General features: G+C 47.6%; 11 protein-coding genes and 1 other RNA gene. 3 read left to right on the top strand and 9 right to left on the bottom strand.

Features of this window, described 5'->3' with window-relative positions:
- Positions 1 to 203: 203 nt before the first annotated feature.
- The 8 genes from herA to FGI41_RS24950 all read right to left on the bottom strand — a co-directional run bounded on the left by herA (position 204) and on the right by FGI41_RS24950 (position 10,032).
- Positions 204 to 1,952 (bottom strand): anti-phage-associated helicase HerA, encoded by a 1,749-nt coding sequence (gene herA, locus FGI41_RS11845; protein ID WP_139490353.1) that lies wholly within the window; start codon positions 1,950 to 1,952, stop codon positions 204 to 206.
- A gap of 21 nt (positions 1,953 to 1,973) precedes the next feature.
- Positions 1,974 to 3,119, bottom strand: coding sequence for a hypothetical protein (locus FGI41_RS11840; RefSeq protein WP_139490352.1), 1,146 nt, complete (start codon positions 3,117 to 3,119; stop codon positions 1,974 to 1,976).
- Positions 3,120 to 3,625: 506 nt separating this feature from the next.
- Positions 3,626 to 4,381, bottom strand: coding sequence for a tRNA threonylcarbamoyladenosine dehydratase (locus tag FGI41_RS11835; protein WP_139490351.1), 756 nt, complete (start codon positions 4,379 to 4,381; stop codon positions 3,626 to 3,628).
- 66 nt (positions 4,382 to 4,447) lie between these two features.
- A non-coding RNA gene (ssrS, locus tag FGI41_RS11830) (6S RNA) lies at positions 4,448 to 4,632 on the bottom strand.
- 42 nt (positions 4,633 to 4,674) lie between these two features.
- The gene (gene aspS, locus FGI41_RS11825) at positions 4,675 to 6,498 is read right to left on the bottom strand and encodes an aspartate--tRNA ligase (RefSeq protein ID WP_139490350.1); all 1,824 of its coding nucleotides are present in this window, start codon (positions 6,496 to 6,498) and stop codon (positions 4,675 to 4,677) included.
- Positions 6,499 to 6,544: 46 nt separating this feature from the next.
- Entirely contained in the window at positions 6,545 to 7,816 is a 1,272-nt protein-coding gene (hisS, locus tag FGI41_RS11820; protein ID WP_139490349.1) for a histidine--tRNA ligase, read from the bottom strand.
- Between the two features lie 428 nt (positions 7,817 to 8,244).
- Positions 8,245 to 9,774, bottom strand: coding sequence for a coproporphyrinogen III oxidase (locus FGI41_RS11815; RefSeq protein ID WP_139490348.1), 1,530 nt, complete (start codon positions 9,772 to 9,774; stop codon positions 8,245 to 8,247).
- An 84-nt stretch (positions 9,775 to 9,858) separates the two neighbouring features.
- The gene (locus FGI41_RS24950; protein ID WP_176560246.1) at positions 9,859 to 10,032 is read right to left on the bottom strand and encodes a hypothetical protein; all 174 of its coding nucleotides are present in this window, start codon (positions 10,030 to 10,032) and stop codon (positions 9,859 to 9,861) included.
- A 222-nt stretch (positions 10,033 to 10,254) separates the two neighbouring features.
- Here FGI41_RS24950 and FGI41_RS11810 point away from each other — a divergent pair, with 222 nt between their 5' ends.
- Positions 10,255 to 12,183 carry an N-acetylmuramoyl-L-alanine amidase family protein gene (locus tag FGI41_RS11810; RefSeq protein WP_255298438.1) on the top strand — a complete coding sequence of 643 codons (1,929 nt, stop codon included), beginning with the start codon at positions 10,255 to 10,257 and terminating at the stop codon, positions 12,181 to 12,183.
- 183 nt (positions 12,184 to 12,366) lie between these two features.
- Here the strand turns inward: FGI41_RS11810 and FGI41_RS11805 are convergent, their stop codons facing one another.
- Positions 12,367 to 12,870, bottom strand: a complete 504-nt coding sequence (locus tag FGI41_RS11805) for a GNAT family N-acetyltransferase (protein ID WP_255298437.1) — start codon at positions 12,868 to 12,870, stop codon at positions 12,367 to 12,369.
- 142 nt (positions 12,871 to 13,012) lie between these two features.
- On the opposite strand from FGI41_RS11805, the gene FGI41_RS11800 reads away from it, so the two are divergent.
- Together FGI41_RS11800 and FGI41_RS11795 are read left to right on the top strand one after the other, a co-directional pair.
- Positions 13,013 to 14,011 carry a GNAT family N-acetyltransferase gene (locus FGI41_RS11800; RefSeq protein ID WP_176560245.1) on the top strand — a complete coding sequence of 333 codons (999 nt, stop codon included), beginning with the start codon at positions 13,013 to 13,015 and terminating at the stop codon, positions 14,009 to 14,011.
- Positions 14,012 to 14,229: 218 nt separating this feature from the next.
- Positions 14,230 to 14,670 (top strand): MarR family winged helix-turn-helix transcriptional regulator, encoded by a 441-nt coding sequence (locus tag FGI41_RS11795; protein ID WP_139490346.1) that lies wholly within the window; start codon positions 14,230 to 14,232, stop codon positions 14,668 to 14,670.
- Positions 14,671 to 14,673: the final 3 nt, after the last annotated feature.

Genomic DNA, 14,673 nt, shown 5'->3' with positions numbered 1-14,673 from the left:
TCATTCATACCAAGAGCTTAAAGCGTCTTGGAAAGTTATCATTGAAACCTAAAATCAACTTAAAATAACCAAGAATTGCTTTATGTAATTTTCTGGTTACGCGCTAATCTACCTAGCCTTTTACGCTTGAAAAGAAAGGCTAAAGTGATGTAAAACCTCCCTGCCAGTCTGCTTTCCCATCTCTACATGATAATTGTAAAGGTCTATTTAATCCATTTATTAGCTAATTCATCAAATGGAATATCTAGCCACTTCCTTTTCCAGTGTTCTATGTACATAATATCATTAGATGAAGGAGTAGGTGAACACCTATCGATTGTAACTAGCGAAGGCATTATTAAGGAATCTCCTAATATGATAGCATCGCCCTCTTTTAGGGTAGCAAGCGAATCAGTTAATGGTCCTAAGTTATCTGGCATTAACTTTTTTACATAGTTTTGGTCATCTGGATTAGTTAAACGCATTGAAATAAAGTTGCTACACTGTGAGAAAATCGTCTCTGATATTTCCGAAGGTCTTTGACTTACAATCATAGCACTTACTCCGTACTTCCTTCCTTCCTTGGCAATACGTTCTATGGATATTCTTGAAGCATTATATTTAGCTGACTGTGTTTTAGGAACGTATTTATGGGCTTCCTCATATACCAATAATATCGGAGCATACTCTTTTTCATTATGAGACTTCACATTATTATCAATATATTTTTTAAAGTAATACCCGTATTCAAAAACTAGTCTGGAAATTAAAGATACAGTTATACTCAATACTTCAAAAGGAACTCCACTTAAGTCAATAATCGTAACATTAGATTCTTTATTACTTTGATAACCTAAAATTTGTTTTAATGAATCTTGAAATGTGTAATTAGTAGCTTTGCTACCAAAAAGAAAATCTAGCCTTTTATCGTAGTATTTATTTTTCACCCGTGAAATAAATTTCTCTAAAGTCCCATCGTTATAAGTACCTTTATTAATATTTTGAGCTTTAACCTCTTCAAATTCATATTGTTCTTTAAAATAGAAGTCGAATTTTTGCTCATCACTTCCAAATGCTTTTTCAGCAGCTTTCAGACACATAATGTTTGGATTTTTATAACTTCTTGTTTCTTTACTTAAATTAACTATGCAGTTTAATACTTCATCTAGTGAAAATTTAACTGGTGCATCATACATTATTTTTTCATTATTATTTGTAAGTTGCTTATTTCTTGTTATTATTCTCCGCAATATGGAAGATTGATTATAAGCTTGGTTCTCACCTGTTTCTATTAAAAGTTCTTCCAATTCTTCACCATTCATTAACCAATACGGCAGCACTAATGATTCTGCATCTAGGTAATTTGCATTTGGAAATGCAGATTTATACTCAGAATGAATATCAAAGATAACGATATGCGAGTTATTTAATCCCTCATAACCTTCATTCTTTGTTGAAGTTGCTTCTTGAATAATCTTAGCGACTGTGTGGGATTTTCCAGAACCAGTAGAACCCACAACCGCGATATGTTTATTAAAAAACCTATTCCCATTTACAGGAACCTTTACATTGATATCTTGTGAAAGAGATGAGAAACAGAACCTAGTATTACTATCTAAATTATCATAAATTGTTTGAATTTCCTCTTTCCTAGCAGGTTCTACATCGGTCGGGGGAATAGCAATATTATTCCCTCCTCTCGTAAACTCTCCTTCAGTATCTAAAAATCCTAATGGCATAGCTTCCAGAATGTATATATCGTCTTTTTCATCCTCTTTTTGAATTGAAAAGTTTTCTATTATACATATTAATGCACAGTCTTCACTGTCTGATACTCTTAAATATGAACCTACAGAGAACTTTTCACTTTGTAATTTAAATTTCTCTATGTCCCTCACTTCAATTTTAATCCTGTTAGGTAAAACTGAAACTACCTTAGCTATCTTTTCTTCATTTACGCTGCAAAACGACATGATTACACCTCCGTTAATGGATTAAATCATTTTTAAAATCTGAGTGGCTTCATGAACATGAATATGTATCTGCTTCATTTTATTTGCATTAAAGTTAACAATATTCAATGAATAGAAATGATATATTTCATGCACAAAATGATTATTTATCAACAGCGGAATGTTACTTTCATCGATAAACTTAACTTGATAATTGAAATTTTTCTCCATCACTTTCTCAAGTCGAAATTTGTCACCATTAAAAAAAGTCCCATCACAGAAATTTACTCTATCATCAAAAAGTTGTTGTTTAATAATATTTATTCGAGAAACTGACATGTACCTAAAACAAATAACGGGAGCTGGAGATTTATCTTTTCTCCAATATTTTTTAATTAATTTTCCTACTATTGACAATAGATCTGTATCACTTGCATTATCATCCACATCAATTATAAACAGTCGTTCAAAGTTAAGAAGATTTAAACCGATGGTAAAAAACTCTTTCTTCACCAATTTTTCGTATTTTTCTTTCGAAAGAAAATCTAAGTAGCCCCTTGAAAAATTTACTTTTTGAACCTCCTGTAAGAAGGAGTCCAAATTAGCTTTATTGATAACTCTGTAACTCTTCTCCTTGTTTATTGCTAACTCTAATAGCTTAGAACGAATAAGAGCGTGCTGATATATCGAACTTTCTATACTTGGTAGCTTATAGGTTTTCTGAATCAGGCCAATGACTTCATTAAACTGAGTATCGTAATCATGAGAAAATTTTATTGTAAAGTTTTTAATGAAAGATTCTTTAAGTAGTTCGGTATAATTACCGCTTTCACTTCCTAGTATACTATCCAATTCAGTTATCGGTAATTGCTTGAGTTGGGGGACGATATCTTTAAAATGACAATATAAACATAGGTATTTACTTTCATCATTTTTGTATATGTCTAACAGTTGTATGATTGCTTTTTTTATCTTGCTAGGTGAATATTCTTGCGTTTCTTTATGTTTAATTTGAATAACATAGTCTTCATAGTTTATATCTTGTATTTGCTCGAATTGTACATCCTTTTCAACATTTACTAATATTTCTTTAATAGTAACATCAAACTGGTATAGGAATCCTTTTATTGCATAATATCCGCCATCTCTTTCTTTAGCTGAATCATTAATTATTTGTTGTCTGGACATTTTCTAACCTCCTCGACACATTCCCCCTAAATTGTACCATCTGGAATAGGTTTAGTGAATTATTCTGCCGAAAGATAATAAAAAACTAGCTTGAAAAGCTAGTTTTTAAGCTAGAGTGTCGTTCATCTCTTATGCTTTTATCCGTTAATAAAACGTTTATCTTTTTTGATGGATGCTCACCAATAAAGTTAGACACTTGTCTCATCAAAATTTTATGTTTCCTTTACACTCTTTTATTATAGAGAAAGAAATCAAAAACTTTATTCGTAGAATTATTATTTTGCTTTAAGATTTTTGAATTTTTCCATCTAACTGATACCTTTTTTCTATCAAATTAAAAAGAGAGGGCTTAGTTCCCTCTCTTTGATTACCCTAGTTGCTAAAAGTCTTGATGCCCCTACTCTCACCTAACATTTGATTTAATCTGCCGCTGATCTATTACCATCACGATATTATTCCGATGCTGATAAGTTGCTGGCGTCTCAGCCTCATCTAAACCTAATCGTCTACCCCTTCTTCGGCACCCAGCCAACCAAATCCTGCACGACCACACTCGCCAAGATCAACCCCGCCACAGATGGCACAAACGCATTACTCGCCGGCGGCTGCTTCACTTTGCGGATCGGAGAGTTCGGATTGCTCACGATCTGATCGCGTACCTCTTCCTTGATCGTCACAGGAATCTCCTTGGAGTAGACCACCTTCACACCTTTGTAGATACGCGCTTTTTTCAACTCACGGCGCACAACCTTGGCAATCGGATCATAGCTCGTCTTAGAGATGTCCTCCACCTGAAACTTAGTCGGATCCATTTTATTCGCCGCCCCCATGCTGGAGATGATCGGGATGCCACGTCGCTTGGCTTCGATGATCAGATGGATCTTCGCGGAGACGGTGTCCATCGCGTCGACGATGTAGTCGAGCTTGTGTTCGAACAGTTTTTCTGCTGTTTCTTCATTATAAAACATGTCGAGCGTGACGACTTCACACTCTGGGTTGATCGTAGCGATGCGCTCTTGCATCAGAACAGCTTTGTGCTGGCCGATGGTGTTGAGCGTTGCGTGGATCTGGCGGTTGATGTTGGTGATATCCACCACGTCTTTATCGATCAGCACGAGCTTGCCGACGCCGGTGCGGGCGAGCGCTTCTACGGTGAAGGAGCCGACACCGCCGATGCCGAGTACAGCTACTGTGCTGTTTTTCATTTTTTCTAAGCCTTCTGGGCCGAATGCGAGTTCACAACGGGAAAATTGATGAAGCATCTTCATAAGTCCTTTCCAAAAGCAATATATATACCCAAGTTATAAAGTCGGGATTATAGACAGGAAAACAGCCCCATTATGCCGCTTCCTAGCCTAAGTTTTGAACCTGCAGCTACGCAGGTGGGTGTCCTGCCGGGGCCCTCAGACGTCCACTCGATGGAGGCATGCCTTCGTGCTACCCGGACGTATAAACTCCCTTAACAAACTCTTGTGGCTCAAAACTTCGGTGGTTACGTACATCTCAGGGCTTATTTTCCATGATTCCCTTTAATCGTTGCTGCTATTCGTGACTATTACTGATCTTCTGCTACGGCTGCTGTTGCGTTGGCAACCGGCTCTTTTTCTTCTTTTTCCACAGTGACGGCGATGTTGAGGTCGCGGAGCTGTGCGTCTGCTACCTGGCTTGGCGCTTGAACCATGAGGTCGCTTGCGCTCGCGGTTTTCGGGAACGCGATGACTTCACGCAGGTTGGTGCGGCCAGCGAGGAGCATCACGAGTCGGTCGAGACCAAGTGCGATACCGCCGTGTGGTGGTGTACCGTATTCGAATGCATCCAAGAGGAAGCCGAATTGGGCACGCGCTTCTTCTGGGGAGAAGCCAAGCAGGTCGAACATTTTTTCCTGTACGTCACGCTTGAAGATCCGCATGGAACCGCCGCCAAGCTCGTAGCCGTTGAGTACCATGTCGTATGCTTGTGCGCGGACAGCTGCTGGGTCGGTTTCCATGAGGTGCAGGTCTTCGTCTTTTGGACGGGTGAACGGGTGGTGCAGAGCCACGTAGCGCTGTGCATCTTCATCCCACTCAACCAGCGGGAAGTCTACTACCCAGAGGAATGCGAATTGGCTGTGGTCGATCAGGCCAAGCTCGTTACCCAGCTTGGTGCGGAGTGCGCCGAGTGCGTCTGCTACCACTTTTGGTTTGTCAGCGACGAAGAGGAGCAGGTCGCCTTCTTCTGCTTGGGTGCGGGCTTTGAGGTTTGCCACTTCTTCCTCAGAGAAGAACTTCGCGATTGGGCCTTTTACTTCGTTGTCCTTAAACGCGATCCATGCAAGACCTTTCGCGCCATAGCGGGAAGTGAACTTGCCGAGGTCGTCTACGTCTTTACGGGAGAAGTGACCGCAGCCTTTGGCGTTGATTGCTTTGACTTGGTTGCCTGCTTTGACCGCGTTGGCGAATACGCCGAAGCCGCTGTTTTCTACGAGGTCAGCGACATTCACCAGCTCCATGCCAAAACGAACGTCTGGCTTGTCGGAGCCGTAGCGGTCCATTGCTTCTGCATAGGTGAGGCGCGGGAATGGAGCCGGTACGTCCACACCGAGTGTGGATTTGAATACGTGTGCCACCATTTGTTCCATCATTGGGAGCAGTTCCTCCATCGGCAAGAAGGAGGTCTCAATGTCCACTTGGGTGAATTCAGGCTGACGGTCTGCACGCAGGTCTTCGTCGCGGAAGCAACGGACGATCTGATAATAGCGCTCGAAACCGGATACCATCAGAAGCTGCTTGAACAGCTGCGGAGATTGTGGCAGCGCGTAGAATTCGCTTGGGTGTACACGGGATGGTACGAGATAGTCACGTGCGCCCTCTGGTGTGCTCTTGGTGAGCATCGGGGTTTCTACTTCCATGAAGCCTTTGCCGTCGAGGAAGTCACGGAATGCTTTTGCTGCTTTGGAGCGAAGCATCATGGTGCGCTGCATCTCTGGACGGCGCAGGTCGAGGTAACGGTATTTCAGACGGATCTGCTCATCTACTTCTACCTCGTCTTCGATTTGGAATGGCGTCGTTTTCGCTGTATTGAGGATGGTGATGTCAGAGACCAGGATCTCATACTCACCGGTTTTGAGTTTAGGGTTGATCGCTTCTGGAGCGCGGTTGACGACGGTACCGGTTACGCTGAGTACGTATTCGCTGCGCACTTTGTCGCCTTTTTCCCATGCTTCTTTGTTTACTTCTGGATTGAAGACCACTTGCACGAGACCTTCTCTGTCGCGCAGGTCGATAAAGATGACGCCGCCTAAGTCACGGCGTTTTTGTACCCAACCGTTCAGGGTAATCTGTTGTCCTACGTGTTCTTTGCTGACTTCACCGCAAAAGACGGTGCGATAGATATGTTCCATCTCAAACCCCTCCAAAATATGGTGTGTGTTTTGTGTGTGATGTTTTTTATGAGAGCTTGCTGGACAAGAGGCCTGCGAGTTCTGTCGCTGGAACTTCCTGTTGCTCGCCTGTTGCCATTTCTTTGAGGACGACCGTGTTGTTCGCAAGCTCGGATTCGCCGATGACGACGGTGAACTTGGCTTCGAGACGGTCTGCTGCTTTGAACTGGGCTTTCATCTTGCGGTCGAGGTAATCCATCTCCGCACTGATGCCTGCCTGACGGAGCTGATCGACGAGGACGAATGCCTGACCTTTTGCATCCGGAGTCTGGATCGCTACATAGCAGTCGATACCTGTTGCTACTGGAATCTCGATATTTTGCTTCTCCAGTGCGAGGAGCAGACGCTCGACACCGAAGGCAAAACCGATACCAGGGGAATCTTCGCCACCCAGCTCTGCTACGAGACCATTGTAGCGTCCGCCGCCGCAGAGCGTTTCCACTGCGCCGATCTCAGCCATCTTGATCTCAAAAGCGGTACGGGTGTAGTAGTCAAGGCCGCGCACCAGACGTGGGTTGACATTGTATGGGATACCCAAGCCTTCGAGGTAGCTGAGTACGGTCGAAAAGTGCTCCTTGGACTCGTCGCTCAGGTGTTCGAGGATGGATGGTGCATCTTTGGTCAAGGTCTGGCATTTGTTGTTTTTGCAGTCCAGGACGCGGAGCGGATTGCGGTCGATCCGGGAGCGGCAGTCTTCGCAGAGCTCTTCGCGTACTGGGTTCAGCACATCCAAAAGAGCAGCGCGGTGTGACTTGCGGTCTTCGATCGTGCCGACACTGTTGATCTCCACAGAGAGACCAGTCAGTCCGAATGCTTGGTAGATGCGCATCGCAAGGGAGATGACTTCTGCATCTACCGCCGGATCTGTCGCGCCGATCACCTCTACCCCGAACTGGTGGAACTGACGGAAGCGGCCTGCCTGCGGGCGCTCATAGCGGTACATCGGCCCGATGTAGAACAGCTTTTGCGGCTGATTAGCTGCACCGTAGAGCTTTTTCTCGATGAAGGAGCGGACGACACCGGCTGTGCCTTCTGGGCGCAGGGCCAGCTTCTCTTCACCTTTGGTTTCCAGACGGTAGATTTCTTTTTGCACCACGTCGGTTGTCTCGCCCACGCCGCGCAGGAACAGCTCTACCTGCTCAAAAAGCGGGGTGCGGATTTCGTCGTAATTGTAACGGGCGCAGATGTCGCGGATTTTATTCTCGACGTACTGCCATTTCTCTACTTGCCCCGGCATGAGGTCTTGCGTGCCGCGCGGGATTTTAATACTACTGGACATGACATTTACCCTCCAATGTGTTGTAGCAAATAAAAAAGTCTCCCGTCCCTGACATGAATGCGAATGAATCGCAAGTACATGTCAGGGACGAGAGACTTGTGTTTATGCTCCCGTGGTGCCACCCTTAATTGGATCAATCGCACATACCACAGATCATAAAAACCTGTGTGAATGCGGAATGTCCCACTCATCAGGATCGTTAACGCCGATCATACGCCACATGGTTACTGGGCCAATCAGCCTTTCACCAGGGTCTTCGGGGAGGTCATTCACCAAGTCGCATAGAGAAGCAGTCTCAGCCACGCCGCTTCCTCTCTGGCTATGCGTTCATCTCGGGTACTTGTTCCCGTCATCAGATCAAATTTTATAGTCGAATCATAGCAAAACGAAACGATCAGCGTCAACAGGCACTCTAAGAAAATTTTTCTTTATTGATCAACCTTGCCAGCCGCGAAATAGATCTCGTCCAGATCGCGCAGCTTGTCAGCGATGATTTTTTCGTAGGTTTCGTTATACGTCTTGGGGTCTTTGGGGTTTGGCCAGCGGGTCAGCTTGTCCGTGCCCGGAGCCATCAGCTTAGACACCGCGCCACAGCCCAGACCCAAGATCGTCTGCACCTCTTCCATCATCGTGATGTTGTAGATGCTGTCTTGTCCAACGCGAGCGTAGCCGACATTCTCGAGATTGCCGAGGATATTTTTCTGGCGGTAGAGGTAGTATGGGATGTAGTCATGCTGCTTGGCCCATTCCTCTGCCAGCGTCATCATGCGGAGAATCTCGTCGCGGTCTGCTACTTTATATCTTTCCTTGTTTTGGGTCATTTCAGACGCGCGTTTGAAAGAAAGAGTATGAACGGTCAATGAGGTCGGCAGAAGCTTTTCTGTTTCTTGGAGCGAATGCGCCAGTTCCTCGTAGCCTTCGTTGGGCAGGCCGATAATTAAATCCATGTTGATATTGGTCAGGCCCATCTCCATCGCGAGCTTGTACTTCTCAATCGTCTCCTCGACGGTGTGGTGACGCCCGATCGCTTCGAGCGTGTCTTGGGTAAACGACTGCGGATTGATGCTGATGCGGTCGACCTTCCACTTTTTCATCACGTTGAGCTTGTCTGGGGTGATGGTGTCGGGACGTCCTGCCTCGACGGTCAGTTCACGCACCTTGTCCATATGCGGGAATGACTCGTTGAGCGTGACGAACAGCCCGTCCAGCTCCTCTGCCGTGATACTGGTCGGGGTACCGCCGCCGAAGTAGATCGAGGTGATGCGGATATCATGCTTGGTCAGCCACTCGCCCATTGCACGGATCTCGGCGTGCAGGCCCTCGACGAACTTGTTGACATTATTGGCCTGCGCTTGGATTGCATAAGCAGGAAACGTACAGTAGGCACACTTCGTCGGACAAAAGGGGATGCCGATGTAGACAGATACTTCGCGGTCAATCTCATACAGGTCAGGAATCACAGCGAGCTGGCGGTCGACGATCTGCTGAAGCAGCTCAAGCTTATACGGGCGCACCATGTAGTCCTCCCGCAGATGACGGTGTGCCTCCTCGCGACTCATGCCGGACTGCAGCAGCTTATGGAGCAGCTTGGTCGGACGGATCCCGGTCAGGATGCCCCAGCCCTGCTCGATGCCGGTATGTTCTTCGAGCAGACGCAACAGTGCGTAGCTCATCGCGTATTTGGCTGTTTTGCGCTTGGCTTTCTCGTCCTGCTCACCTGTGGCGTATGGACGCGTATAGTCAAAAGTCCGCGTGTTCCCGCCCACCGTGAGCGTACCAGTTGCTTTTGCCTCCGTATCTAGCTGCTCGACAGCAAGCGTGATGCGCAGGTCTTCCCCGCCGCCATCCCGCTCCTGCCATTCGTCTACGTATATCAATTCCGGGTCTTCGTAAAACAGTGCAGCAATATTGGCGATCTGCCGCTCATAGTCGTGCCCGATGCATTTTACTTGTATCAATGATTTCACCTGCTTTTCTGAGTACATCTCTCATCTTACCCAACCCAAAAAGCATGGTCAATCAAGGAAGCACACTATCGTAGACTATCTTCGGGATTTGCGGCGAAGCTCCTGCACTTCCCGCACACTGATGTGAAACTCTTGGGACATTTCTACGTCATTTAATACGGTTTCTTTTTCCAGAAAATCATGAAAATCAACCGAGAACATGCGTCGGTTGGCTTCATGAGCGAAATGTTCTTTGCGTGATTGTCTCATGTGGGCATCCCTCCTGCTTCTCATTGTGTCCGTTCGATGAAAAAAGTATAAAAGCAGGGGAACTTGTCGGAACTTGCAGGAAAATGTGACCAATTGACAGAATTGAAGTAGAATGCTAACAGACAAAAATTCGATTCCAGTAAAATCAGTGGAATCCAGTTGAAAGGATGGGATACCGTGTTCTCGTTTCGCAAGTTAAGGCGCATAGGGATCGCAGCATGCTTGACCAGCTTACTTTTTGCGCCTCTGACAGGCACAGGCGTCTGGGCAGACTCCAAGTACGTCCAAGTCACCGTGGACAACCTCAATGTCCGCACAGGCCCAGCACTGACCTACCCGGTGGCATCCACCGTCGATCTCTCGACCAAGCTGCCCGTGGTCAAAGAAGAAAACAATTGGACGCAGGTGAAGCTCCCCAACGGTCAGACCGGCTGGCTCGCAAGCTGGCTGCTCAAGCCTGTAGCGACCGCCTCGACCGCTACCTACATACATAGCAAGGTCACCAACCTCAATGTGCGAAAAGGTCCAAGCCAAACCTTCCAAGTGATCGCACAGATCAATCCGAATGAAACATATCAGCTCATGCAAAAGAACGGCGAATGGGCACAAATCAAGCTTGCCAACGGACAGACAGGTTGGGTGGCGTCTTGGCACGTCGAAGAGACGAAAGCGGCTGCAACCGGACAAGGCTCGACCACGTCTGGGACTGCTTCCTCCACAACGGGCAGCACGGCAGCAAAACCGTCTACGCCGACTTCTACTGCCACCCCTGCTGCTCCCAATACCGGGACCAACAACGGCACAGCAACCAGCGGGACACTCACCGCAACGGAGAGTGTCACCGTCTACGGCGGTCCTGACACAGGCTTTCCTACAATCGGCAAGCTCTCCAAAGGCGACAAGGTCCCACATGAGATGAAAAGCGGTACCTGGTATCTCATCACCTACAACGGACAAAAAGCCTGGGTGAACGGTGCAAAAGGTGTCACCGTGCAGGCATCTGGGCAGAGCGGCTCTGGACAGACCACACCGTCCACCCCAGCCGGACAATCCGGAACTGTCACACCAGCTGCTACCGCTACGGTAAAAGTCGTCTCGACCTCGCTTAATCTGCGCAGCCAGCCGACAACCACGAGCAGCTCGATCACCCTGCTCAGCTCCGGGGCAAGCCTCACCCTGCTCGCCCAATCAGGCGACTGGTATCAGGTCAAGACCTCTGACGGCAAAACAGGCTGGGTCGCCAATTGGCTCGTCTCCAAGCCGGACAACCCGAATTGGAATCAATCACCGTCAACTGGCACACCGTCTGGCAACACAGGTGGTTCCTCCGGTGCTAACGCAGGTACTGGCTCTGGATCTGGTTCTGGCACTGGTGCTTCCACCGGCCAAGGCAGTGTGACGATTCTGGAGCCTGACACCAACATTCGTAAAAGCCCGAGCACCTCTGCCGAGATCATCTCCCGTGTCCGCGCAGGAGAGACATTCCCGATCGTCCGAACCGAGGGCGACTGGTTCCTCATCCAGCTCGCTGACGGTACGACAGGCTATGTCGCAGGCTGGATCGTCAGTGCTACAGGCGTCTCCAATGTCGTCCGCTCCACCACCGTCGCAGGCAAAGTAATCGTGCTTGACGCAGGTCACGGCGGAGATGATGCGGGGGCGATCGGTACTTCTTTTAGCACACAGGAAAAAGTGATCAACCTGCAAGTGACGCAATACCTCAAAAACAAGCTGGAAGCTGCAGGTGCACGCGTCATCATGACCCGCAACGATGACCGCAAGCTGACCCTGCAAGGCCGTGTCGATGTGGCAGTTACGAATAAAGCTGATCTGTTCGTCAGCGTCCATCACAACACCCACCCGAACGCGATGACCAACGGCACGATCATCTTCTACTACCGCGAAGGAGAGTCCAAGCGTCTCGCCTCCCTCGTCCAGAGTGAAGTGGTCAAATCTACGGGCTACAAGGATATGAACGCCCGCTTCGGTGATTACTTCGTCCTGCGGGAGAATCCGGTGACCTCGATTCTGTGTGAGGTTGGGTTTATGACCAACTATCAGGAAGAGGCCGCGATCCGATCGAGTCAGAAGCAGGATCAGGCGGCTGAGGGGATTTATAAAGGGATTGTTAGGTATTTTCAAGGGAAGTAAGTAGATTAGGTTCAGATGGGATAGTTAACCGTACGAGAGTTAACCATAAGAAGTAATAGAAACAGCCAGCAGGTAGTCGTGCCTGCTGGCTTTGTTTTGTTTTAGGTTGCATTGGATTGCTATATATTGCTTTATTTTATTTTGTGTAACTTTGTTCAACTTTGTTTACTGCCATATCGTCTCTTATCTTTCTCGGGATTTACGCAGATGAATTCGCTCCTCATCACGGTCATATTCCACGTATCCGTGATGCTTGTACAATCCGATGGCGTCGTCCCACTCGAGATTGGTTTCCAATACGATCTGCTGATAGTCTCTCTCCCACGCTGCCGCCTCCAGTGTGCGGAGCATTTGGCTCGCGTAACCTTGACGGCGGTGGCTTTTCGCTACGGACATGCGGACGATTCTGCCACATGTTGTTGGCTCAGCTTTGGCTACGGACTGTGCTCCTGCTCCTAGATTGTCCTCTATCAGCGCACCCGTGTATACTATTTCTCCATCCACCATCCCGACCAGAAACGTCTCTCCCTTTTCAATAAAATTCCCCATGATATCATCCAGGTCAGGATTCAGTGTCTCATCCAAAAATCCGAAATGCTCCTCCAGCCCGTCCAAGATCAGCTTCCGTGCCCTCTCCTGCATCTCTTTGGTTACGGGCATGATCGTCAATAGTGATTGTGTCTTCACGTTTCTGCTTCCCCCTATTCTTTGTCCCTCGATTATACTGGAAAATCTTATCCGATATAATAAGGCAGTTGTCTCCCCACCCCCACTCTGTTATAATTTTCAAAATCATTTTTCCAATGCATTCCAAGGGGGTAGCTGCAGCATGTCTATGATAAAAAGAGCGGTACGGGAGGAAATCCCTGAGATCGCCGGGTTTGTTGCTCCGTTGAATGCCATGCGGGAGCATTTTGTCGCGTGGCTGACGATGGATGTGAATGAGATTATCGAGAGTCTGACGACACTGCCGTATATTCCTTTTGAAGATTGCTTCGTGGTGACACGGGATGAGGCAGATGGTCGGATCACAGGTGTGCTTGGCTTTATCGCCTTTCCAGAAAAAGCACAGCTTCGCCTGCTGGGGCCGTATGTGACACCACAGCTTTCGGGAGAAGCTTGGCAGGAGATGGCGGCTTCGCTCTATCAGCACATGCTGGAGCTGGTGCCTGAGAATATCACGAACTATCGGGTGTCGGTGGATACGTGGAATCGGGATGGGCTGGCTTTTGCTGAGCGGTATGGGTATGTGGAGTATAACGGTGAAGCGAATCTGGAGATGGATCGGTCGGTGTATGAGCAGTACATACAGAACGCGCCAAAGCCGATGGTGGTGGGGCAATTAGGGGCGCTCGGACAATCAGGGACGACGGATGAAGCTGAGCGCTCGGACCACTCAGAGACGCTGGGTCAAGTGATCGTCGAAGCCTACACCCCTCTGCCGGAGTACGAGCAGGTGCTTCGTGATTTGCAGCCGGAGCAGGCCTTTTTCACCGCTCAGGAGATTCTGAACCGTCTGAACGATAACAACCAGATGTACATCGTCCGTGATGCGGAAGGAATGCAGGGATTCATCTACATTGAATTTTTCCCGGAAAGCAAGCATATGGATGTGGCTTTCATCCGCGTGCGTCCGGAAGCGCAGAACCGTAAATACGGCAGTCTTTTGCTCCGTCATGCGCTGGATCTGACGTTTGCCCGTCCGGATATGGATACGGCAGGTCTTTATGTGGCGCATAAGAATACCGGGGCGCGGCGGTTGTATGAGCGTTTTTATTTTAAAGAGAAGCATGTCGTGGTGAGTATGGAGACGCATGTGACGAAGTAATGGAAGATAGCATAACCCTCTGTAGACGTCTGGGCAGCCAAACGTTTTTACAGAGGGTTTTGTTGTTTCGTGCTGCTCTGCTGTATACCAGATCTGTAGCTGATTCGCCGCTAATTCAGACCAAATCTTTTGCCAAGTACAGCTAGTTATGCGTTTGACAAGATTTGATGCTGTAATTATAATTGCTATAGCAAATAAATAAGAAAGGAGGATTCCACTTGCAAGATGATTCTTTGGGATTTCGGCTGAATTATGCAGCGCGGCGGATCAGTCAGCTGTTAGCGCTTCGCATGGCTCCCTATGACATCACGACGGAACAGTGGAGTACCCTGAACCGATTGGCCGAGCAGGATGGGATCAGCCAGAAGGATCTCGCCAGGCGGGTCGGCAAGGATCAGACCAATGTCACACGGATTTTGGATCAATTGGAACGCAAAGGATTGGCCGAGCGAAGACCCAATGCGGAAGACAGGCGGTCTTTTTTGGCGTTTGTCACCGATGCGGGACTCGCTCTGAATGAGACCGTCAGCCCGATTGAGGAAGAAGTGATCAAAAGCCTCGTCTACGGCGTATCCGACGAGCAACTGCATATTTTTTCACAAGTACTAAGACAAATAACAGAGACCGCAGAAACAGAGATAAAAGAGATGGAGAGATAAGGA

This window comes from Brevibacillus dissolubilis (assembly GCF_006170445.1).
GTDB classification, from domain to species: domain Bacteria; phylum Bacillota; class Bacilli; order Brevibacillales; family Brevibacillaceae; genus Brevibacillus_B; species Brevibacillus_B dissolubilis.
Note: the sequence above shows the minus strand (reverse complement) of the source record. Positions and strands in the feature narration are given on the sequence as shown.

Excerpts from the sequence above, each read along its gene's own strand:
- herA (WP_139490353.1), bottom strand. The coding sequence starts at position 1,952 with ATGTCGTTTTGCAGCGTAAATGAAGAAAAGATAGCTAAGGTAGTTTCA.
- FGI41_RS11840 (WP_139490352.1), bottom strand. The coding sequence starts at position 3,119 with ATGTCCAGACAACAAATAATTAATGATTCAGCTAAAGAAAGAGATGGC.
- FGI41_RS11835 (WP_139490351.1), bottom strand. The coding sequence starts at position 4,381 with ATGCTTCATCAATTTTCCCGTTGTGAACTCGCATTCGGCCCAGAAGGC.
- aspS (WP_139490350.1), bottom strand. The coding sequence starts at position 6,498 with ATGGAACATATCTATCGCACCGTCTTTTGCGGTGAAGTCAGCAAAGAA.
- hisS (WP_139490349.1), bottom strand. The coding sequence starts at position 7,816 with ATGTCCAGTAGTATTAAAATCCCGCGCGGCACGCAAGACCTCATGCCG.
- FGI41_RS24950 (WP_176560246.1), bottom strand. The coding sequence starts at position 10,032 with ATGAGACAATCACGCAAAGAACATTTCGCTCATGAAGCCAACCGACGC.
- FGI41_RS11800 (WP_176560245.1), top strand. The coding sequence starts at position 13,013 with ATGTCTATGATAAAAAGAGCGGTACGGGAGGAAATCCCTGAGATCGCC.